Annotated in this window: 20 protein-coding genes and 3 tRNA genes; 11 read left to right on the forward strand and 12 right to left on the reverse strand. The window is 65.6% G+C overall.

Translation table 11 applies throughout. From position 1 onward, the window contains the following. From G572_RS23620 to G572_RS0112245, 3 genes are all read right to left on the reverse strand, one after another. The coding region (locus G572_RS23620; protein WP_037546777.1) for a GTP-binding protein at nt 1-323 on the reverse strand (323 nt) is incomplete at its 3' end. A gap of 138 nt (nt 324-461) precedes the next feature. Then, a tRNA-Gly gene (locus tag G572_RS0112240) sits at nt 462-535 on the reverse strand. 14 nt (nt 536-549) lie between these two features. Further along, nucleotides 550-634 (reverse strand) — tRNA-Tyr (locus tag G572_RS0112245). A gap of 210 nt (nt 635-844) precedes the next feature. Here G572_RS0112245 and rlmB point away from each other — a divergent pair. Beyond that, entirely contained in the window at nt 845-1,642 is a 798-nt protein-coding gene (gene rlmB, locus G572_RS23625) for a 23S rRNA (guanosine(2251)-2'-O)-methyltransferase RlmB (RefSeq protein WP_051242284.1), read from the forward strand. Between the two features lie 114 nt (nt 1,643-1,756). Then, a tRNA-Thr gene (locus tag G572_RS0112255) sits at nt 1,757-1,832 on the forward strand. Between the two features lie 69 nt (nt 1,833-1,901). On the opposite strand, the gene G572_RS23630 is transcribed toward G572_RS0112255, so the two are convergent. After that, nucleotides 1,902-2,936: a fatty acid desaturase gene (locus G572_RS23630; protein WP_084650106.1), complete on the reverse strand. Its 1,035-nt coding sequence runs from the start codon at nt 2,934-2,936 to the stop codon at nt 1,902-1,904. Between the two features lie 155 nt (nt 2,937-3,091). Here G572_RS23630 and G572_RS0112265 point away from each other — a divergent pair, with 155 nt between their 5' ends. From G572_RS0112265 to G572_RS0112275, 3 genes are all read left to right on the forward strand, one after another. After that, nucleotides 3,092-3,946 (forward strand): helix-turn-helix domain-containing protein, encoded by an 855-nt coding sequence (locus G572_RS0112265; RefSeq protein ID WP_029058734.1) that lies wholly within the window; start codon nt 3,092-3,094, stop codon nt 3,944-3,946. A gap of 115 nt (nt 3,947-4,061) precedes the next feature. Beyond that, the gene (locus tag G572_RS0112270; RefSeq protein WP_051242286.1) at nt 4,062-4,505 is read left to right on the forward strand and encodes a c-type cytochrome; all 444 of its coding nucleotides are present in this window, start codon (nt 4,062-4,064) and stop codon (nt 4,503-4,505) included. A gap of 109 nt (nt 4,506-4,614) precedes the next feature. Continuing rightward, nucleotides 4,615-5,520 (forward strand): c-type cytochrome, encoded by a 906-nt coding sequence (locus tag G572_RS0112275; protein WP_029058736.1) that lies wholly within the window; start codon nt 4,615-4,617, stop codon nt 5,518-5,520. 19 nt (nt 5,521-5,539) lie between these two features. On the opposite strand, the gene cutA is transcribed toward G572_RS0112275, so the two are convergent. Continuing rightward, nucleotides 5,540-5,884: a divalent-cation tolerance protein CutA gene (gene cutA / locus G572_RS0112280; protein WP_029058737.1), complete on the reverse strand. Its 345-nt coding sequence runs from the start codon at nt 5,882-5,884 to the stop codon at nt 5,540-5,542. 59 nt (nt 5,885-5,943) lie between these two features. Between cutA and G572_RS0112285 the strand changes: the two genes are divergently transcribed. From G572_RS0112285 to G572_RS23635, 3 genes are all read left to right on the forward strand, one after another. After that, nucleotides 5,944-6,714: an NAD kinase gene (locus G572_RS0112285; RefSeq protein WP_156884671.1), complete on the forward strand. Its 771-nt coding sequence runs from the start codon at nt 5,944-5,946 to the stop codon at nt 6,712-6,714. Between the two features lie 141 nt (nt 6,715-6,855). After that, the gene (locus G572_RS0112290; protein WP_037546779.1) at nt 6,856-7,434 is read left to right on the forward strand and encodes a response regulator; all 579 of its coding nucleotides are present in this window, start codon (nt 6,856-6,858) and stop codon (nt 7,432-7,434) included. Between the two features lie 96 nt (nt 7,435-7,530). Continuing rightward, a complete protein-coding gene (locus G572_RS23635; RefSeq protein WP_037546781.1) occupies nt 7,531-8,064 on the forward strand; it encodes an Hpt domain-containing protein in 534 nt (177 codons plus the stop codon). Nucleotides 8,065-8,091: 27 nt separating this feature from the next. Here G572_RS23635 and G572_RS23640 read toward each other — a convergent pair whose 3' ends face one another. Then, nucleotides 8,092-9,243 carry a DUF2336 domain-containing protein gene (locus G572_RS23640; RefSeq protein ID WP_037546783.1) on the reverse strand — a complete coding sequence of 384 codons (1,152 nt, stop codon included), beginning with the start codon at nt 9,241-9,243 and terminating at the stop codon, nt 8,092-8,094. Nucleotides 9,244-9,639: 396 nt separating this feature from the next. Further along, nucleotides 9,640-10,746: a transglycosylase SLT domain-containing protein gene (locus G572_RS0112305; RefSeq protein ID WP_029058740.1), complete on the reverse strand. Its 1,107-nt coding sequence runs from the start codon at nt 10,744-10,746 to the stop codon at nt 9,640-9,642. 197 nt (nt 10,747-10,943) lie between these two features. On the opposite strand from G572_RS0112305, the gene G572_RS0112310 reads away from it, so the two are divergent. Next, nucleotides 10,944-11,405: a MaoC family dehydratase gene (locus tag G572_RS0112310; protein WP_029058741.1), complete on the forward strand. Its 462-nt coding sequence runs from the start codon at nt 10,944-10,946 to the stop codon at nt 11,403-11,405. A 3-nt stretch (nt 11,406-11,408) separates the two neighbouring features. Next, nucleotides 11,409-12,296: an HpcH/HpaI aldolase/citrate lyase family protein gene (locus G572_RS0112315; RefSeq protein ID WP_029058742.1), complete on the forward strand. Its 888-nt coding sequence runs from the start codon at nt 11,409-11,411 to the stop codon at nt 12,294-12,296. Here the strand turns inward: G572_RS0112315 and G572_RS0112320 are convergent. From G572_RS0112320 to G572_RS0112330, 3 genes are all read right to left on the reverse strand, one after another. Continuing rightward, nucleotides 12,293-13,399 carry a calcium:cation antiporter gene (locus tag G572_RS0112320; RefSeq protein ID WP_029058743.1) on the reverse strand — a complete coding sequence of 369 codons (1,107 nt, stop codon included), beginning with the start codon at nt 13,397-13,399 and terminating at the stop codon, nt 12,293-12,295. The two genes, G572_RS0112315 and G572_RS0112320, sit on opposite strands and share 4 nt — an antisense overlap. A gap of 121 nt (nt 13,400-13,520) precedes the next feature. Then, nucleotides 13,521-14,132, reverse strand: coding sequence for a flavin reductase family protein (locus G572_RS0112325; RefSeq protein ID WP_029058744.1), 612 nt, complete (start codon nt 14,130-14,132; stop codon nt 13,521-13,523). Continuing rightward, complete coding sequence (locus tag G572_RS0112330; protein WP_156884590.1) at nt 14,129-14,713, reverse strand: nitroreductase family protein; 585 nt, start codon at nt 14,711-14,713, stop codon at nt 14,129-14,131. The genes G572_RS0112325 and G572_RS0112330 overlap by 4 nt, the downstream gene beginning before the upstream one ends. 255 nt (nt 14,714-14,968) lie before the next feature. Here G572_RS0112330 and G572_RS0112335 point away from each other — a divergent pair, with 255 nt between their 5' ends. Beyond that, complete coding sequence (locus G572_RS0112335) at nt 14,969-16,009, forward strand: hypothetical protein (protein WP_037546787.1); 1,041 nt, start codon at nt 14,969-14,971, stop codon at nt 16,007-16,009. A gap of 21 nt (nt 16,010-16,030) precedes the next feature. Here G572_RS0112335 and G572_RS23645 read toward each other — a convergent pair whose 3' ends face one another. Next, nucleotides 16,031-16,900, reverse strand: coding sequence for a lysophospholipid acyltransferase family protein (locus G572_RS23645; protein ID WP_037546789.1), 870 nt, complete (start codon nt 16,898-16,900; stop codon nt 16,031-16,033). 133 nt (nt 16,901-17,033) lie between these two features. Next, nucleotides 17,034-18,995, reverse strand: coding sequence for a threonine--tRNA ligase (thrS, locus tag G572_RS0112345; RefSeq protein ID WP_029058747.1), 1,962 nt, complete (start codon nt 18,993-18,995; stop codon nt 17,034-17,036). Between the last annotated feature and the right edge of the window lie 30 nt (nt 18,996-19,025).

The following is a 19,025-nucleotide window of genomic DNA, read 5'->3' on the forward strand; positions in this document are numbered from 1 at the left end:
ATCGGGCCGTCGGCCGCCGAACACACCAGGATCGCGCCGTCCATCTGCGCCGCACCCGTGATCATGTTCTTCACGTAGTCGGCGTGGCCCGGGCAATCGACGTGGGCGTAGTGACGGTTTTCCGTCTCGTACTCCACGTGCGCCGTCGAGATCGTGATGCCGCGCGCACGCTCTTCCGGCGCGCCGTCGATCTCGTCATACGCCTTGAAGTCGCCGAACTGTTTCGTGATCGCCGCCGTAAGCGTCGTCTTGCCATGGTCGACGTGGCCGATCGTGCCAATGTTCACGTGCGGCTTCGTCCGCTCAAACTTTGCTTTCGCCATCGGCGTCGCTCTCTGTCCAACTTGCGGTTAAGTCTATCAAACACGGTGAAGAGCCGACCGCAACGCGGCGGCGGATACTCGGAGCGGGAACGCGGTTTCCGATCCGCCCTCCGGGCCTTGCGGCCGGGCGCTTGTGCGTGGAGCGGGTGAAGGGAATCGAACCCTCGTCGTCAGCTTGGAAGGCTGCTGCTCTACCATTGAGCTACACCCGCCGCCGGCCGGGGGATGGTGGAGGAGGTTGGATTTGAACCAACGTAGGCTAAGCCAACGGATTTACAGTCCGTCCCCTTTAACCACTCGGGCACTCCTCCGTTTCACCTTCCCCGTCGCCGAAGCGCCTTGGATGGCATCACGAAAACGTCCTGCGAAACAATCGCGAGGCTGCTCCCGTGGCGCGTGTTATGCAGAACGGGGTTGGGGGTGTCAACGCCCATTTGTCCGTCGTCGACACAAAATCGCCCCCCTGTCCCCAGACGCTTTCTTCTTGCCGCTCGCGCGCGCCCGCGATAAGCGCTGATGCGATGACACGCGCACCGAAATCCTTTTCCCCTGGGCGCCACCGCCGGGCCAGACAGCCGGGCAGTGCTGCGACCGAGGGGCCGCTCCGGCTTTACGGTCTTCACACGATCGAAGCCGCCTTCGCCAACCCCGAAAGGCGGCGACTCAAGCTCTATGCCACGGAGAACGCGCTGCGACGCCTGTCGGAGCGCGACGTCGGCATCGATGTGCCCGTGGAGACGGTCTCGCCGAAAAAGCTCGACCAGATGGTCGGGCGCGACGCCGTTCACCAGGGCGCCGTCCTGGAAGCAGATCCCCTGCCCGCCTTTGGCGTACGCGATCTGGGGCGCGCGCGCCTGGTCCTGGCTCTCGACCAGGTGACCGATCCGCACAATGTCGGCGCGATCCTGCGCTCCGCCGTTGCGCTTGGCGCCGATGCCGTTGTGACCACCGAACGCCACGCACCGGAGGAAGGCCCCGTTCTCGCCAAATCGGCCTCCGGCGCGCTCGACATGATTCGCCACGTCCGCGTGAAGAACATGGCGCGTTTCGTCACCGAGATGCGCGACAGCGGCTTTCGCACCGTCGCGCTCGACAGCGAGGGGCCGGCGCGGCTTGAGGAAACCGACACCGGCGACAAGGTGCTCCTGGTGCTCGGTTCTGAAGGAAAGGGCGTGCGTCAGGGCGTGCGCGAGAACTGCGATGCGCTTGCCCGTCTCGACATGCCGGGCAAGATCGCCTCGCTGAATGTTTCCAATGCCGCCGTGCTTGCGCTCTACATTATTCGCGAAAGTCTGGAGGGCCGGCGCACGGCCGGTTAGCGCCGCGGCTGCGCAGGCGCACGCGCCGCCGGCGCCCCCTTGGCCGCCTGCAGAACGAAACGCTTGCAAAACGGGATGCACGAGCGAAAATCCTGTGCTAGAAGCGCCTCGCTTGCCGGTATAGCTCAGTTGGTAGAGCACCTGATTTGTAATCAGGGGGTCGCGGGTTCGAATCCTGCTGCCGGCACCACAATTTCCTTCAAGAGTTCATTTCTTATCCGAAGATCCCGAAAAACGCGGGATCCTCGCGAGACCTGGGTCATGTCTCACCCGAGACACGCGCTCCCGGCGACACGCCTTCCGGCGCAAAGGCCGTTCTCGACGCTTCAGCGGACGCATCCGGCGTTCGAAGCCCCGCCGCCGTCCCGCGCAGCGGATGAACGACCGGCTCCTTGCAGCGAAAGGCGTAGCGCCGGATGATCTGCGCATAGGAACGGTAGACGTAGCCGCCGTTGGCGGCGATCACTTGCGCCCGGTCGCGCGCATAGGCGGCGCGCAGCCCGTACCACGGCAGGGACGGGTCCAGATGATGCACCGCATGCAGCGAATTGAACAGGAACAGCGCCGCGAGGGGACCGCTCTCCTCGATGATCACGCTGCGGTGTCCGACGGCGTCCTCGGCCCGGTGCTCCAGGAAGGTCCGCAGGCACAGCAGCACAGAGGCGCCGTAGCAGGCCGCAACATACCCCGTCAGCGAGAACCCCGGCACCTGGCGCAGCAACCAGACCAGCAGCGCAAGCGCGGCGAGATGCTCCGCCCAGGCGGCGAGAACGTCCCGTCGCCCAGCCAGAATCGCCCGTGCGTCGCCGGCGACGAGCCCCGCCATTCCGGCAATGGGGCCGAGCAGCATCCGCCCGGCAAGCGTGTTCGTCGCCGTCAGGAACCACCGCTTGACCGGCGACATCCCCGCCCAGTCGCACGGATCGCGGTACCAGCTTTCCGGATCGTCAAAAGGATCGGTCAGGGCGGGATCGCGGTGATGGGCGATGTGGAGCGCGCGAAACCGCCAATAGGGAACGAACATCCCGAGCGGCAACGCCACGAAGATCCAGTTGAGTCGCGGCGCGCGAAACGGATGACCGTGCAGCACCTCGTGTTGAAGCGAGGAATGCAGCGTGAGGACCGGGACAAGGGCGAGATAGGCCCAAATGCCGACATGCGGGGCGGCGAGAACGAGCCCCAGAAACACGGCGTGAACGCCAAGGGCAAGGAGAAGGGTCGGCCACTCGAGCGTTCGGGTGTGCGATGTGCGCGCCTGTGCGGCGCGGGACGGCGGGACATGCGCTGTGGGCAAGGGGAACCTCTGTGTTGGCGGTCCCCGAGTGATGCGCCGGAGGGGCGCCTCCGGCAATGTGTCAATTCCCAAATGAATTGGAACATTCGCATCGTTTTCGTGCTACTTTTGTGAAAATACAAATTTGTCGTGAAATCATGAGAACCGGAGGCCCGATGGCACGATCGGACAAGCGCGAACTCGCCGGATTGTTTCGCAAGCGCCTCGCCGCCCTCATCGCGCGCGCCGGCGAGGCCCCCGGGCGCTTTGCCGAACGCATCGGCCTCGACCGCTCCGCGATCAGTCACTTTCTCGACCCCGCCTCGACCCGCATGCCCCGCGCCGAGGCCCTGTGCGACATTGCCCGCGCGGAAGGGGTCACGACCGACTGGCTCCTCGGGCTTGCGCAATCCCAGTCGGAAGCGACCGACATCGCCCCGGCACTCCAGATCGAGCAGTCGGCGAACGGCCGTGGCGAGACGCTGCTTGCCGCCTGGCACCAGGAGGCCGCCGGCTACAAGATCCGATACGTGCCGGCGACCTTGCCCGACCTGGTGCGCAGCGACGCGGTGCTTCACTACGAATTCGCCGGGACGGGTGCGGAAAAGGCGGCCGCAAAGGCGGAACAGACAAAGCGGCTTCTCGCCTACACCCGCCGCCCGGAAACCGACATGGAGGTCTGCATGCCGCTGCAGACGCTGCGCCTGCTCGCCGACGGCAGCGGGGCCTGGAGCGGTCTGACGCGGCAGGAGCGACGCGACCAGCTGGAGCTGATCGCGCGGCTTGCCGACGAACTCTATCCGACCTTCCGCCTGTTCCTCTTCGACGGGCGCGACCGGTACGCGGCGCCCTATACGGTGTTCGGCCCCCAGCGCGCGGCGCTTTATCTTGGATCGTTGTACCTGGTGGTGAACTCGGTCGAGCACATCCGCGCCCTCACCAGGCATTTCGACATGCTGATCCGCGATGCCGTCGTCGGGCCGGACAAGGCGGCCGCCCATCTTCGGGATCTTGCAAGCGATTGCCGCTGACCGCTTTCCGCTTCACCGCTTCACGGTTTCGTGATAGCTGCCTGCTTGAGTGCGGCAGGCGGAGCACCGAAAGTTGTGCCCGGCGGCCTTTCGCCGAGACCGAGGGAGATCTTGAATGCTCAAAACCTGCATGCGTGGACTTGCTTTCGCCCTGCCGCTCGTCATGGCGAGCGGCCTGGCCGTCGCGGATCCGGTGGAAACCCGCCAGAACATGATGAAACAGGTGGGCGCTGCCACCGGGACGCTCGGCAAGATGCTCAAGGGCGAGACCGAATACAACGCGGACCTCGCCGCAATGGCGATGCGGGTTCTCTTCACCACCCCGTCCGGCTTCATTACCCAGTTTCCCGAAGGCAGCACCACCGGCGACACCGAGGCCGCCCCGAAGATCTGGGAAGACAAGGCCGGCTTCGACAAGATCGCCATGGACATGCAGGCGGCCGCGCTTGCCGCCCTGCCGGCCGCCGGCGGCGGTCTCGAGCAGTTGAAGGGCGCCTTCGGCTCGGTCGCGCAGAACTGCAAGGCCTGCCACGAGACCTATCGCGTCAAGAAGGACTGAGCGCCGGCTCGTCGTTCTCGACCAGCCTCAAGACAGGGGCCGGCCGTTCGCGCGCCGGCACCCCGCCGTTCCGGGTCTTTTTTTCAAACCCCACAGCCGGAGTGACCCGATGGTCCGCCGAAAATCCATCCTGCTTCTTGCAGGTGTTGTCCTTTTGACGGCGGCTGGCGCGCTGTACCTCACCCGACCGGAGCGCGTTGCCTCCGTTCCCGACCGCACGCCGGACCTTGCGAACGGCGAGGCCGTCTTCTGGACGGGCGGTTGCGCCTCCTGCCATGCAGCGCCCGGGGCAAGCGGCGACGACAAGCGGATCATGGCCGGCGGACTGGCCCTGAAGACGCCGTTTGGCACCTTCAACGTGCCCAACATCTCCTCCTCCGCCGAACACGGCATCGGCGGATGGACGACGGAAGAATTCCTGACGGCGATGGTCGAGGGCACGAGCCCCGACGGGCGCCACTATTACCCGGCCTTTCCCTATACGTCCTATCGCCACATGAGCGGCGACGACCTTGTCGACCTGAAAGGCTTCCTCGATACGCTGCCGGCAAGCGACAACACGGTCGCCGGGCACGATCTCGCGTTTCCCTATGCCTTCCGCCCGGCGCTCGGTTTCTGGAAGCTGCTCTACCTCGATGCGGCGCGCCCGACGCCGCCGCAATCGGCCGACGATCTGGTGAAACGCGGCGCCTATCTCGTCACCGGGGCCGGCCATTGCGCCGAATGCCACACACCGCGCGATGCCCTTGGCGGGCTCGACATGACCCGCTGGCTCGCCGGCGGCCCCGACCCGGAAGGCGGCGACGGCATGATCCCCGACATCACGCAATCTTCGGACGGGATCGCGGACTGGTCGGCGACCGACATCGCCTACTACCTGGAAAGCGGCTTCACCCCGGATTACGATTCCGTCGGCGGCAGCATGACGTCCGTGCAGGAAAACTGGGCCAGGGCGCCGGCAGCCGACCGCGAGGCGGTCGCCGCCTATCTGAAGACGCTGACGCCGGGCCAGTGACCGCCCGCCAGCCGGCGGATCAGGACAGCGGCTCGTCGCCGCCGGTCTGGGCACGAATCCAGTCGAGAAAGCCGTCGCGCCCGGCCGCGACGTCGAGGGCGATCACCGCCGGCTCGTCGAACGGGTGACTTTCGGCGATCTTCGCCATCGCCTCTGCAAGGCGCGCGGAAGTCGTCTTCGCCAGGAACACGACTTCCGCGCCCTCCTCGACCGCGCCCTGCCAGCAATAGACGGACTGCATGCCCGGCCACATGTTGACACAGGCGGCCAGTTGCGCGCCGACAAGGGCGTGTGCCGCCGCCCGCGCACTCGCCGTGTCCGGGAAGGTCGCGTAGATCAAACGGATGTCGCTGCAACTTTGCATCGCAAGATGAATTCCCAATTGCGGATCGCACATGCTAGATCGGTGTCATGGATCAGCCGATGCACCCTATCGAGAAACTGGCGTTCATCTCAAGCGAGACCGGCGAGGCGGAAGATGCCCGCCAGTCGCTTGAACGCCGCTATGGCGCGCACGACCCGAAAAAGGCCGACGTGATCGTCGCGCTCGGCGGCGACGGACTGATGCTGCAGACGCTCCACCGCTTCATGAACACCGGCAAGCCGATCTACGGGCTGAACCGCGGTTCGGTCGGCTTCCTGATGAACGAGTTCGGCGAGGAAAACCTGCTGGAGCGCATCCGCAAGGCCGTGGTCAGCCGGATCCATCCGCTGGTCATGGAAGCGACCGACGCCCTGGGTCATATCCATTCCGCGCTCGCCATCAACGAGGTGTCCCTGCTGCGCCAGACGCATCAGGCGGCAAAGCTCAGGATTTCGGTCGACGAGCGCGTGCGCATGGAGGAGCTCGTGTGCGACGGCGTGCTGATTGCGACCCCGGCCGGCAGCACAGCCTACAATCTCTCCGCCCACGGGCCGATCCTGCCGATCGACACCCAGCTTCTGGCCCTGACCCCGATCAGCGCCTTTCGTCCGCGCCGGTGGCGCGGCGCGTTGCTGCCCAACAGCGTCAGCGTGCGCATCACCGTACTGGAAACCGCCAAGCGTCCGGTGTCGGCGGCCGCCGACTACACCGAGATCCGAAACGTCACCGAGGTCCGGGTGCGCGAGGAAAAGAACTCCAGCTCGCTTGCGCTCTTCGACGCCGACCACAATTGGGACGAACGCATCCTCTCGGAGATGTTTCGTTACTGAGCGGCCCGCGCGCGGGCTCCGCTCGTCCACGTTTTCGCAAGGTTTGCCGATCACGATGCATGGTCGCGGCCGGGCAATCCCGCCCTCGCCGCGCAGCCCCGGACGTCGACGCGAATCCGGGCACCGTCGCGTCCCGAAGCCATGGCCATTCCACATCTCGACCTGAGCAGCCTTCGCGTGCTTGTTGCGGAAGACAACCCGCACATGCGCCATATCCTTCGCATGCTGCTCTCGGGATACGGCATCCGCCGGATCTTCGAGGCCGAAGACGGCGCAAGCGCGCTGGAGCTGATCGGAGCGCGCGACCCGGACCTGCTGCTGGTCGACTGGATGATGCCGATCCTCGACGGCGCGGAACTGACGCGCATCATTCGCCGCTCTCCCGCTCCGAGTTGCTTTATCCCGATCGTCGCGGTGACCGCGCACACACAAAGAAACCGCGTGATCTCCGCCCGGGATGCCGGCGTCACCGAGGTGATGTGCAAGCCCGTTTCCGCGCGCGGCCTTTATCTGCGTCTCGCCAATTGCGTGCTCAATCAGCGGGATTTCATCCGGACCAAGAGCTTCTTCGGCCCCGACCGTCGCCGGTTCCAGAGCCCGACGTTCATCGGGGCCGAGCGGCGCGGCGTAAAGCGGGACGACGGATACACTCTGGACGGCCCGGGGGAAGTCGACCAAAGTCGGGCTGTGACAAAGATGCGCGACTCGGCGGTGTCGTGACCTTCAGGTCGAGGTTCCGCCGCGCTCCGCCCCTGAAACGTGTCGAACAGACGCTGCATACGGCTCCAGACCGGCCCTCGCTCAAGGAACACGACAATGGCCAGCGATCCGACCAAGTCAAATGACGGCTATGAGGTGGTGAAGCCGCCGCGCGACCTGCGATCGAAGGTGCGGATGATGAGCGAACGCGAAGCCGCGCGGTTTGATCCCGTCAAGTCGGCGGAGGCGGCGCTCGACCGTCTTTCAGGGGATTTCGACAACTGGATGGCCAATGAGGCCGCGACGCTTGCCGCCGCCTGGAGCGACATCCAGCAAAAGGGCATGAGCGAGGACCGCTGCGCGACACTGTTTCGCGCCGCCCATGACATCAAGGGGCAGGCAAGCACGCTCGGTTATCCGCTGGTCGGCGCGGTCGCCGGCAGTCTCTGTCACCTGATCGAACACGTTCCGGCGGACGCCCTCCCCGCAAAGCTTGTGGCGCAGCATGTCGATGCCGTGCGCGCCATGGTCGCCGAAACCGCGCAAAAGGAAGAAAACCCCACCGCCCGCGCGCTGGTCGACCGTCTCGCCGAAGTGACCGAGGATTTCGTCGCGCGAACGGCGCCGCCTGCCGAACCGGAAGCGAACTGAGATCAGGCCGCACCGGACAACCGCATGTCAGGCCGCCAGGGTGCGTTCCATGTAGGCGCGTGCCGATTCGCGGGCGATTTCCGCGGAAAACCGTCGCAGCATCACAACAAGATCGTCGGCCTCGACACCGTCCGTTGCCTGGTAGCGGTCGAGAACCATGCCGACGACACGGCGCGCCAGCACGACATTCGCGCCGCAGCTCACGGCATGACCGGCCTCCCGCGAAATCTCCCGCCACACCGTGACGGCAACGCAGAACAGCTGATGCGTGCGCGCCGGAAGCCCGGCCCGCGACAGGAGCGCCTTCAGCGCGAGCATGCGCCCGCCCTGCACCACGGAGGCGACACGGCCGAGCCCGAGTCCCGACAGCCGCGCCAGCCCCGCCTCGAACAGGCCGGTGTTGCCGGTGCACACCGAGCGAAGCAGCAGCCCGGCCGTCAGCTGGCCGCTCGTCAGAAGGTGTTCCACCAGCGCCTGGGTTTCCCCGATATCGGCCGTGTTGGCCAGCGACACGGTGGCCCGCTCGCGGGCCTCCAGCACGACGGCGCGCGCGCGTTCCTCACGCAGGCCCAGCCGCACCAGCGGATGGTCGCTCAACAGGTCGCCGACCTGCTTCAGGAGCATCTGGCGGATCTCGATCGGCGTGTCGCCGCGCCGCATCAAGGCCTCGCGAAATTCGGGACTGTCACCGTGGCGCTCCACCATCCGCGCCAGGCTGAACTTCGGGATCCCCGCCTCGTGATTGTCGGCAAGCGCGAGGCAGGCGGACAGCGAGCCGACCTCCGCAATCGCCGCGGCGACGGACACGGACAGGTCGTGTCGCCGGGCAACGGCTGCGGGAAGCGGATCGGCGAAACCGGCAACGGCATCGACGAGTTCGGCATCCAGCAGCACCGGGGAATAGGTCAGGACCGGCTCCGCGATCGGCGGCAGATCCGACACCAGCGCCAGGATCACCTCGCGCGGGGCATGCGGACTGCGCGCCAGCGCCTCGGCAAGCGACCGGCGCACCGTGGCGCTGGGATCGTCAAGCAGGATCGTCATCGCCGCTTCGGCGGCCTCCAGGTCGTCCTCGCAAAGATCCGAATACAGATAGGCGCGCGCCAGCGCGCTCGTCGCCACGGCGCGGCGCTCGACCGGCGCATCCGACATCCATCGCAGGAACTGTTGAACGATCATCGTGCGGCATCCTCAAAGGCGGCAGCAAACTCATCAGGATCAGCAGTTTGCGCGATAAACCTTTAAGGCTTCGTTCACCATGATCGCAGCTTTGCCGGCAAAGGCTCGGGAGCGGGCCAAACGAAAACACGCGGCGCAAGGCGCCGCGTGTTCAGACTGATGACAGAGGGGGCGAATGCTCTCCAGCGTCATACCGGGCAAGCGTCAGCGCGACCCGGTATCGGCGAGCCAAGAACCTATCCGTTCTATGGAATTGCCAGCCGCGATTCCCGACCTCTCCGATCCCGGATCGCAGCTCTCGTTGCGTCCGGGAGGACGCCACTCGATGCTTTGTCATTATCCTGAAAACGCGGCGCATGGCGCCGTGCGCGGGAACGCCGCCGGAAGACCTGTCCGTCACACCGGAGGCAGGAGCTCCTTCTGGGCAAAGCTCGGCCGGTAGTTGAGAAACCCCGTCAGGTCCATCGGACGACCCGCCCCCAGCGAGGCGGTTCCGGTGGTTTCCAGCTGTGCCAGCACCCGCGAGCGACGATCGCTATAGGCGTCGCCATCGGATGTCTGACGCGCTGCGGCGCGCTGGACCGCCTCCTGCTGTCCCACCTCCTGCGCGGCGAAAGCGGTAAGAAACGTGCTGTCGAAGGACGCCCGCTTCGCCTCCACCCCGTTGCGAAACAGGGCATGGAAGGGCGAGGAAATATCGTTGGTGGCCGACCAGGCGGTCAGGACCCGGCTTGTCGGATCGCCCATGGAGAGCTCGCGCCCCGGCATGGCCGCGTCGACGGGAACCGCGTTGTCGACCGCCGCAAGCGTCACCGGATTGCCCGCAAGCTGCGGCTTGGCCGCAGGCAAGGCCGCCATCCGGGTGGTTCCCAGCCCGGGAATGGTCGGCGTCGGGCCGCCGTGCTTGGCGACCAGATTGGCATAGACCTCGGAAACGGTCCTTGCTCCGCCCTTTTCGTAGAAGATCGGCTTGTTGGCACGCGCCTGCTTCGAAAACACCCGGTCGGCAGCGAGTGTCGGCTGCGTTTCCGCCAGACGGATCAGTTTGTTCGCGCCGCCGGCACCCAGGAAATGCGCGATATAAAGCTCGCCCTCGTTCGGAGCACGGCCCAGTTTTCGCGACAGATACTCCGCATTCTTCTGCGTGAGCTCACCGGCCATCTTCGAGGCGATTTCCGCATTGTCGCGCAGCGCCAGGATCTCGCGGCGCATGTCGGCATCGGCAACCTTGTAGCGCCCGCCGGAAGAGCGCTGGATCTGGTCGGCATACTGGCCGAGGCCGTGCTTGTGGCCGGACTGCTTGAGCGTCTCGAGCCAGGTGCTTTCGATGAACTGGAAAAGACCCGAGGCGCTGGAGGTTCGCGCCTTGGCGTCCTCGTCGAAATTCGATTCACGCTGCGCCGTCTTGACCAGGTACTCGAAGGAGGCACCGGTGGTCGTGCTGGCGGACTGAAACGCTTGCTCGATCCTGGAGGCGATCGAGGACGGGTCGCCGACTTTCATGCTCCGCTCTCCTGGCTGCTCATGTCTTAGGATTTGGTTAAGAGTCGGAGGCAAGTGGTTAACGACACGTTAACGCCCCTTAACGCCTGTTGCGCCTTGGGTTTTGCGTGGGTAATCGAAAGGGGCGATTCGCATAATCTGCGCAGACCGTGCCTCCTGCCCGTGTTTTTGCGCGTGATTCCAAAGGGGAGGATCCCATGCCGGGACTGCATTTTGAGGAATTCGAGACCGGGCATGTCTTTCATCACACGCTCACCCGCACGGTGACGGAGATGGACAACATGCTGTTTTCCAACATGACGCTGAACCCGCAGCCGCTGCACATCGACAGGCATTTCTGCGAGACCCAGACGGAATGGGGCCAGCCGCTGGTCAACAGCCTGTTCACGCTCGGTCTGCTCATCGGGATTTCCGTGAACGACACCACCGTCGGCACGACCATCGCCAACCTGGGCATGAGCGACGTGAAGTTTCCCAACCCGCTCTTCCAGGGCGACAGCGTCCACTGCACCACCGAAGTCGTCTCCAAGCGCGAATCCCGCTCGCGTCCGGACGCGGGCATAGTCGAGTTCGAGCACAAGGCCTTCAACCAGCACGACGTGCTGGTGGCGGTGTGCCGGCGCCAGGCCTTCATGAAAAAACGCGGCGGAGGGTCCTGATCCATGCGCTCGCTCCTGTTCGTCCCGGCCGACAGTGAGCGCAAGCTCGCCAAGGGCCTCGAAAGCGGCGCCGACGTCCTGCTGATCGACCTTGAGGATTCCGTCGCGCTCGAGGCCAAGGCCCATGCGCGAACCGTCGCGGCCGGTTTCCTGAAGGAGGCGCGCAAGCAGACCGAACGGCCCCGCCTTTATGTCCGCGTCAATGCGCTCGACACCGGCGAGACGGAGGCCGATCTTGCAGCGGTGATGCCGATGGCGCCCGACGGGATCATGCTGCCGAAATCCGTCGCCGGCCGAAGCGTTCAGCAACTGGACGCCCGTCTCGCCGTGCACGAGGCCCAAAACGACCGTCCCGACGGCGAAACGCGGATCCTGATCGTCGCGACGGAAACAGCCGCTTCCGTCTTCAATCTGGGAAGCTATGCCGGCGCAAGCCCGCGCCTGGAGGGGCTGTCCTGGGGGGCGGAGGATCTCTCCGCCGACATCGGCGCGCGCGCGACCCGCGACGGATCGGGCGGCTTCACCGAGCCTTTCCGCATGGCACGCAACCTGTGCCTCTTCGGCGCGGTCGCCGCCGGCGCCATCCCCATCGATACCGTCTACACCAACTTTCGCGATACCGACGGCCTGCGCCGCGAGGCCGAAGAAGCGCTGCGCGACGGCTTCACCGCCAAGATGGCGATCCATCCGGCGCAGGTTCCGGTGATCAACGACGTGTTCACCCCTTCGCCCGACGCCATTTCGGACGCCCGGCGCATCGTCGACGCCTTCGCCGCCGCCGGCGACCCGGGGGTTGTGGGGCTCGACGGGGAAATGCTCGACCGCCCGCATCTGCGGCGCGCGGAAAAACTTCTGGCGCGCGCGCGCGCCGCCGGGCTGACTGCAGGTTAGGGAATCGCCGCGAGAAGCAGAAAGACGGCGAAAATGCTGAGGTGCACGGCCCCATGCAGGATGGTCGTGCGCCCGGTGCCCAGGGTCAGGGTGCTGACAAACAGCGTCAGGACAAGAAGCACCAGGTCTTCCGGCATCAGGCCGAGGACAAGCGGCTTGCCCATGACCACCGAGACCGCCGCCACCACCGGAATGGTCAGGCCGATGCTGGCCAGGGCCGATCCAAGCACGAGATTGACGCTGTTCTGCAACTGATTGTGCAAGGCCGCACGGACCGAGGCGATGCCCTCGGGCAAGAGCACGATCGCCGCGATCACCACGCCGACCACCGCCTGCGGCAAGCCGGCAAGGGCAACCGCCGAGTCGAGCGGATGCGACAGGATCTTGGCAAGCAGGATCACCGTCAGCAGGGCCGCGGGCAGCAGGACCAGGCTTGCCAGTGTCACCCGGACGGAGGGCAGCTCCGCTTCGGCCCCGATTTCGCCTCCGCCCGAGCGGTCCTCGGCCATGAAATAGTCGCGGTGCCGCACCGTCTGCACGAAGACGAAAGTGGCATAGAGGCCGAGCGACACCACGCCGATCACCAGAAGCTGGAGAATGGAGAAGCCACCGTTGCCGCCCGCCAGCACGAAGTTCGGCAGCACGAAGGAAACGGTCGCGAGCGTGCCGAGTACAGCCAGCGAGGCGGATGCGGCATTGAGCTGGAAGGATTGCTCGTGGAAGCGCTGCCCGCCGAGCACGAGGCAAAAGCCGATCACCCCGTTGAGCACGATCATGATGGCGGAAAACACCGTGTCGCGCGCCACCACCTCGTTTCCTTCCGCGCCCGAAAGCATGATCGACACGATCAGCGCCACCTCGATCACCGTGACGCAAACCGCCAGTATGACCGACCCAAAGGGTTCGCCGACCCGCGCCGCCAGCACCTCGGCATGATGCACGGACGCAAACACCGCACCGCCGAGCAACAGCGTGACGAGCACCAGGACCGCCACCGATGTCTCCGCAAGCACGCCGGACATGATCAGCGCGAGCGCAAGAGCGGCGGTCACCGGCACCAGCCACGACCAGTGCGGAATGGAGCTATGGCTCGCGTGCGACATTGTATCCCCCTGAAACAGATGCGGTCCGCCCCGATTGCCAGCGTCCTCGGCAACAACCGGGGCATGTCCGCTCACCTGTTATCAGGGAAAACCGACGGGCCGGTTAACGCCCCGGGCCCCTCTATTCGGCGGCGGGGCGCTTCATCTGGAAGACACTGTCGACAACGCCATAGTCCAGATATCCCAGCCGCGAGAGCGGCCGGGCAAGCGTGACGTCGAACCGTCCGTCCAACAGCACGGAGCGGTCGATGTGCACCGCGACCACTTCGCCGAGCACGATCCAGTTGTCGGCCGGCGTGCCGTCCAGTCCGACCGGGCGGATGGTCTGGAGGTGCCGGCATTCGAAGGCCGCCTTGGCCTCGCCGACGCGCGGCGCGGAGACCAGATCCGACGGCACCGGAGTGAGGCCCGCCTTCTCGAACTCCGAAACGCCATGCGCATAGGGCGCCGACGACTGGTTCATCGCCTCCTTGAGATCCTCGGTTGCGAGATTGAAGACGAAATCGCCCGACGCCTCGACATTGGCCACGGTGTCCTTGAAGCCGCTGGAGGAAAACAGCACCATCGGCGGGGTATCGCTGACCGCATTGAAGAAGCTGTAGGGCGCGAGATTGGCGGCGCCGTCCGTCCCCACGGTCGAGATCCAGCCGATGGGACGCGGCGCGACAATGGCCTTGAAGGGGTTGTGCGGCAGGCCGTGCCCATTCGCGATCGTGTAGGAATAATGGCTCATTGCGGGGTCCACTCGCTGATCAGGCTGTCCAGATCCGGGCGGGCGCGTTCCGCCGGCACCTGTGTCGGGGTCCCCACATGCACGAAGCCGGCGATGCGCTCCGCCTCGGCCAGCCCGAGCATCGCGCTGACCTCGTCGTCGAAAGCCATCCACTCCGTCAGCCATTGCGCGGCATAGCCGCTCGCGTGCGCCGCATGAACGAGGTTCATGCACACCGCGCCGACGCAAAGTTGCTGCTCCCAGACCGGAATTTTCGGATGCACCGTCGCGCGGCTCACCACCGCGATGACCAGCGGCGCGCGCGAAAAGCGCGTCGTTTCCTGCTCGCGCCGGGTGTCGTCAAGGCTTTCGCCACGCGCCTCGAGCGTCTCGACCAGCTTTGCGCCCAGCGCATCGCGCGCATCGCCACGCAACAGGATGAACCGCCAGGGCACGAGCTTGCCGTGATCCGGCACCCGAGATGCCGCCTCGAGCATGGCATTCAGCGCCGCACCGTCCGGCGCGGGCGTGGCAAGGGTCGCGGCGGGGTGCGACCGGCGCTTGAGCAAATGCCCCAGCACATCGAATGGGTCCATAGTCATGAGTGTCCTTCTGGGCAAGGATTTCGCGGAAACGGGACGAGGGTGTCCCGCCCCTTCACGGGCACGGCAGGGGCCCGGGATGCGGGCCCTGTTCCCGGCAAGAGGTAGACGCCTTTTCGCCGCTGTCAATTCTGCCGGTATGCCGAACGCATCGCGATCTCGGGATTGATGGACCGGCAGACTTGAAATCGCCCCAGTTTTGGGGAAGGAACGACATGCAATGCCAATCTTGCCGGAACGGGACAGATCGAACTCATGCATGTCGTGTTGAAACACCTTTCGGGCATCGTCGTCGTCGCCTTTCTCGGCACAGCGGCGTTTGCCCAGGATGTGGGCGTGCCGTCCCCCAAGCCGGATGACCTCGGCGCGGTGGGAAATCCCGATCCGGCCCCGGCCGCGAACGACGAGTTGCCGCCGCTCGACGGGCTGGCGGATGACGCCCCGATCCAGGGATCGATCGCCCCGGCCGTCCCCTATGCACCGGCCATCACCCCGGACACGGGTATGCCCGCCCCCTCGGGTGTCAGCCCCGTCTACCTCGTCGCCCGCCTCAGCGAGGAGGGACCGTCCCTCAGCAGGGGCGTCTCCTGGCGGGTCTATGCCGACACGCCGGGCGACGACGGCAAGCTGGAACTGGTCGCCACCGCCACCGGCGGCGACGCCGATTTTCGTCTCGAGCCGGGCACCTACATCGTGCATACGGGTTTCGGTTTTGCCGGGCGCACGAGCCGCATCGCCGTGCGCAACGGCGTCACCAGCGAGACCGTCCTGCTCAACGCCGGCGGCATGAAGCTCGACGCCCTGTTCAGCGGACACATGCCGATTTCGACCGGGCGGGTGCGTTTCGATATCTACGAGCGCGAGTTCGACAGCCGTGGCGAGCGCAAGCTGGTCGCCGGCAACATCGCACCGGGCGAGGTCGTGCGCCTCAACGCCGATACCTACCACGTCGTCAGCCGCTACGGCGGCGTCAATGCGGTCGTGCGGGCCGACATCCACGTCGAGCCCGGCAAGCTCACCGAGGCGACCGTCTATCACAATGCCGCGCGCGTCACGCTCAAGCTCGTCAACCAGCGCGGCGGGGAAGCCCTCGCCAACACCGCCTGGAGCGTGCTGACACCCGGCGGCGACATGGTCGCGGAAGCCAATGGCGCCTTCCCCGCCTTCACACTGGCGTCAGGGCAGTATCAGGTGATCGCGCGCAACGCCGACAAGCTCTACTCGCGCGACTTTCTCGTCGAGACCGCCGAGCATGGCGAGGTCGAGGTCCTGACCAAGAACCCCGTGAAGAACTGACCTTCTGCCCCCTCGCCGGTGTCAGGCGGCGCGGCTGAACGGCTTGCGCCGGATCGAAAGGCGCCGTTTCGCCAGCTCCGCCGGCGCCAGCGCCAGAACCCTTTCGTGCAGATGCGCGATCATCGCCCGCTGGTCGCCAAAGGCTGCAAGCTCGGCGAAGGGAATCGGCGCGCCGATGCGCACCGCAAGATCCCGCCCCATCAGCCGCCGGAACTCGCGGATATACATCGACAGCCTCAGCGTCAGCGAATAGCGCGAGACGATGTGAAACAGCGGCGAGTTCTGCCCCTCGAAATGCAGCGGCAGAACGGTTGCCCTGGAGGCGCGGATCATCTTCGCGGTGAAGGTCTTCCAGGGAAGTTCGCGTGCGCGTCCGAACGGACGGTCCGCCGTGGCGACGCCTCCGCCGGGAAAGACGATGATCGTGACGCCCTCGCCCAGCAGCCGAAGCGCCTCCTGACGCGTCTTCATGTTGGTGCGCAAGGCCGCCTCGCTCTCCTCGAAATCGACCGGCAGGGCGTAGGGACGGATTTCCGGCGCCTTGAGCAGCTCGTTGTTGATCAGGATGCGATAGGGCCGGTTCAGCCGCTCGGCGAGCGACAAGACGGCAAGTCCGTCGCTCAGGCCATAAGGATGGTTGGCGATCATCACCAGCGGACCGTCCGGCACCGCTTCCGGCGGCCAGCTTCCCTGCGCCACGACGACATTCACTCCAACCAGCGAAAGAAGATCGCTCCACTTGTGGGCGGAGGTCGCAGCGATGGCATCCCGCCAGTAGCGGTAATAGCCCAGCAGATGCGACCGCCCGGACAGCGTCTCGATTGCCCGGATGACGGACCGTTTGAGCCATGGATGGTCCGGGTTGGCGTAGCTCAGTTCGGTATCGTGCACGCTCTTCCCCCGAAACACCGTGCCTGCGGATCTGCCGGCCCCAAAAAAGACCGGACGCGCAGCGCGAGCCCGGCTTGGGTTCATACACGATGGAGCGTGACGGTTTCGCGAAGGCGCCGTCACCTGGCTCCTGTCAATCCGCCGCCTGGCGCAGGTCCGGCGCGACCGCCTCGTCGACCAGCGACGACACCGCGTCGTCGAGCCCCATCGGCGTCTGGTGCTTGGAGCCGAGACGGCGGATGTTCACCGTGCGCTCCTCCGCCTCGCGCTTGCCGCAGACGACGATCACCGGTGTCTTGGCAAGCGAGTGCTCCCGGACCTTGTAGTTGATCTTCTCGTTGCGAAGATCGATCTCGGCGCGCAGCCCCGCCTTCTTAAGCGCGGCGAGTACCTCGCGGGCATAGTCGTCGGCGTCAGAGGTGATCGTGGTGACGACCACCTGCTGCGGCGCCAGCCACAGCGGGAAGTGTCCGGCATAGTTCTCGATCAGGATGCCGAGGAAGCGCTCCATCGATCCGCAGATCGCGCGGTGCACCATCACCGGGGTCTTCTTCTCGCCGTTGGCGTCGACATAAAAGGCGCCGAAGCGTTCGGGCAGGTTGAAGTCGACCTGCGTCGTGCCGCACTGCCATTCGCGGCCGATGGCGTCGCGCAGCGTGTATTCGAACTTCGGACCGTAGAAGGCGCCCTCGCCTTCCAGGATTCCGGTCTTGATGCGGCCGCCCGACTGCGCCTCGATGGTCTTCAAGACCTTGCCCATCACCTCCTCGGCATGATCCCAGGAGGCATCCGAGCCGACGCGCTTTTCAGGCCGGGTGGAGAGCTTGACGACGATCTCGTCGAAGCCGAAGTCGGCATAGGTCGACAGGATCAGCTCGTTGATCTTCAGGCATTCCTCGGCGAGCTGGTCCTCGGTGCAGAAGACATGCGCATCGTCCTGGGTGAAGCCGCGCACGCGCATCAGCCCGTGCATGGCGCCGGACGGCTCGTAACGGTGCACCGCGCCGAACTCGGCCAGACGCAGCGGCAGGTCGCGGTAGCTCTTCAGCCCGTGCTTGAAGATCTGTACGTGACCGGGGCAATTCATCGGCTTCAGCGCAAAGAGGCGCGTGTCCTCGGCTTCCGGATCGGCACATTGCACGGAGAACATGTTCTCCTTGTACCAGCCCCAGTGACCGGAGGTCTCCCAAAGCGAGGTGTCGAGGATCTGCGGCGCATTGACCTCGTCGTAGTCCTCGTCCAGACGCCGGCGCATGTAGGAGACAAGGCTCTGGAACAGGCTCCAGCCCTTGGCGTGCCAGAAAACGACGCCCGGTCCCTCTTCCTGAAAGTGGAACAGATCCATCTCGCGGCCGAGCTTGCGGTGATCGCGCTTCTCCGCCTCTTCCAGCATGTGGAGATAGGCTTTCAGCTCGGCATCATTCGCCCAGGCGGTGCCGTAGATGCGGGTCAGCATCTCGTTGTCGCTGTCGCCGCGCCAATAGGCGCCGGCGACCTTCATCAGCTTGAAGGCGTCGCCGACCTGTTTGGTCGAGGCCATATGCGGCCCGCGGCAGAGATCGAGCCAGCCGCCCTGCTTGTAGATCTTGACGTCCTCGCCTTCGGGGATCGCGTCGAGCAGTTCCACCTTGTAGGTCTCGCCCTTGGCGAGGAAGTGGCGCTTCGCCTCCTCCCGCGACCACACTTCCTTGGTGAAGGCATCGCCGCGCTGGATGATCTCGCGCATCTTCTTCTCGATGACCGGCAGGTCGTCGGGGGTAAACGGCTCGTCGCGCTTGAAGTCGTAATAGAAGCCGTTCTCGATCACCGGGCCGATGGTGACCTGCGTTCCCGGCCACAGTTCCTGCACGGCTTCGGCCATCACATGGGCCGCGTCGTGGCGGATCAGCTCCAGCGCGCGCGGGTCGTCGCGCGTGACGATCTCCAGCTTCGCGTTCGCCTTGATCGGCTCGGAAAGGTCGGCAAGCTCGCCGTCGATGGCCACCGCGACCGCCTTCTTGGCGAGGGACTTGGAAATGCCTGCGGCGATCTCCGCACCGGTGATGCCGGGTTCGAACGGGCGAACGGAATTGTCGGGAAAGGTCAGGTCGATCATGTGTCTCTCCGGCTCACTCCTGCAAACGCG

It is taken from the genome of Stappia stellulata DSM 5886 (assembly GCF_000423705.1).
Taxonomy (GTDB): domain Bacteria; phylum Pseudomonadota; class Alphaproteobacteria; order Rhizobiales; family Stappiaceae; genus Stappia; species Stappia stellulata.

Excerpts from the sequence above, each read along its gene's own strand:
- G572_RS0112315 (WP_029058742.1), top strand. The coding sequence starts at position 11,409 with ATGCGCTCGCTCCTGTTCGTCCCGGCCGACAGTGAGCGCAAGCTCGCC.
- G572_RS0112320 (WP_029058743.1), bottom strand. The coding sequence starts at position 13,399 with ATGTCGCACGCGAGCCATAGCTCCATTCCGCACTGGTCGTGGCTGGTG.
- G572_RS0112325 (WP_029058744.1), bottom strand. The coding sequence starts at position 14,132 with ATGAGCCATTATTCCTACACGATCGCGAATGGGCACGGCCTGCCGCAC.
- G572_RS0112265 (WP_029058734.1), top strand. The coding sequence starts at position 3,092 with ATGGCACGATCGGACAAGCGCGAACTCGCCGGATTGTTTCGCAAGCGC.
- G572_RS0112335 (WP_037546787.1), top strand. The coding sequence starts at position 14,969 with ATGCATGTCGTGTTGAAACACCTTTCGGGCATCGTCGTCGTCGCCTTT.
- cutA (WP_029058737.1), bottom strand. The coding sequence starts at position 5,884 with ATGCAAAGTTGCAGCGACATCCGTTTGATCTACGCGACCTTCCCGGAC.
- G572_RS0112270 (WP_051242286.1), top strand. The coding sequence starts at position 4,062 with ATGCTCAAAACCTGCATGCGTGGACTTGCTTTCGCCCTGCCGCTCGTC.
- thrS (WP_029058747.1), bottom strand. The coding sequence starts at position 18,995 with ATGATCGACCTGACCTTTCCCGACAATTCCGTTCGCCCGTTCGAACCC.
- G572_RS0112285 (WP_156884671.1), top strand. The coding sequence starts at position 5,944 with ATGCACCCTATCGAGAAACTGGCGTTCATCTCAAGCGAGACCGGCGAG.
- G572_RS0112275 (WP_029058736.1), top strand. The coding sequence starts at position 4,615 with ATGGTCCGCCGAAAATCCATCCTGCTTCTTGCAGGTGTTGTCCTTTTG.
- G572_RS0112330 (WP_156884590.1), bottom strand. The coding sequence starts at position 14,713 with ATGACTATGGACCCATTCGATGTGCTGGGGCATTTGCTCAAGCGCCGG.
- G572_RS23635 (WP_037546781.1), top strand. The coding sequence starts at position 7,531 with ATGGCCAGCGATCCGACCAAGTCAAATGACGGCTATGAGGTGGTGAAG.
- rlmB (WP_051242284.1), top strand. The coding sequence starts at position 845 with ATGACACGCGCACCGAAATCCTTTTCCCCTGGGCGCCACCGCCGGGCC.
- G572_RS0112290 (WP_037546779.1), top strand. The coding sequence starts at position 6,856 with ATGGCCATTCCACATCTCGACCTGAGCAGCCTTCGCGTGCTTGTTGCG.
- G572_RS23640 (WP_037546783.1), bottom strand. The coding sequence starts at position 9,243 with ATGATCGTTCAACAGTTCCTGCGATGGATGTCGGATGCGCCGGTCGAG.
- G572_RS0112310 (WP_029058741.1), top strand. The coding sequence starts at position 10,944 with ATGCCGGGACTGCATTTTGAGGAATTCGAGACCGGGCATGTCTTTCAT.
- G572_RS0112305 (WP_029058740.1), bottom strand. The coding sequence starts at position 10,746 with ATGAAAGTCGGCGACCCGTCCTCGATCGCCTCCAGGATCGAGCAAGCG.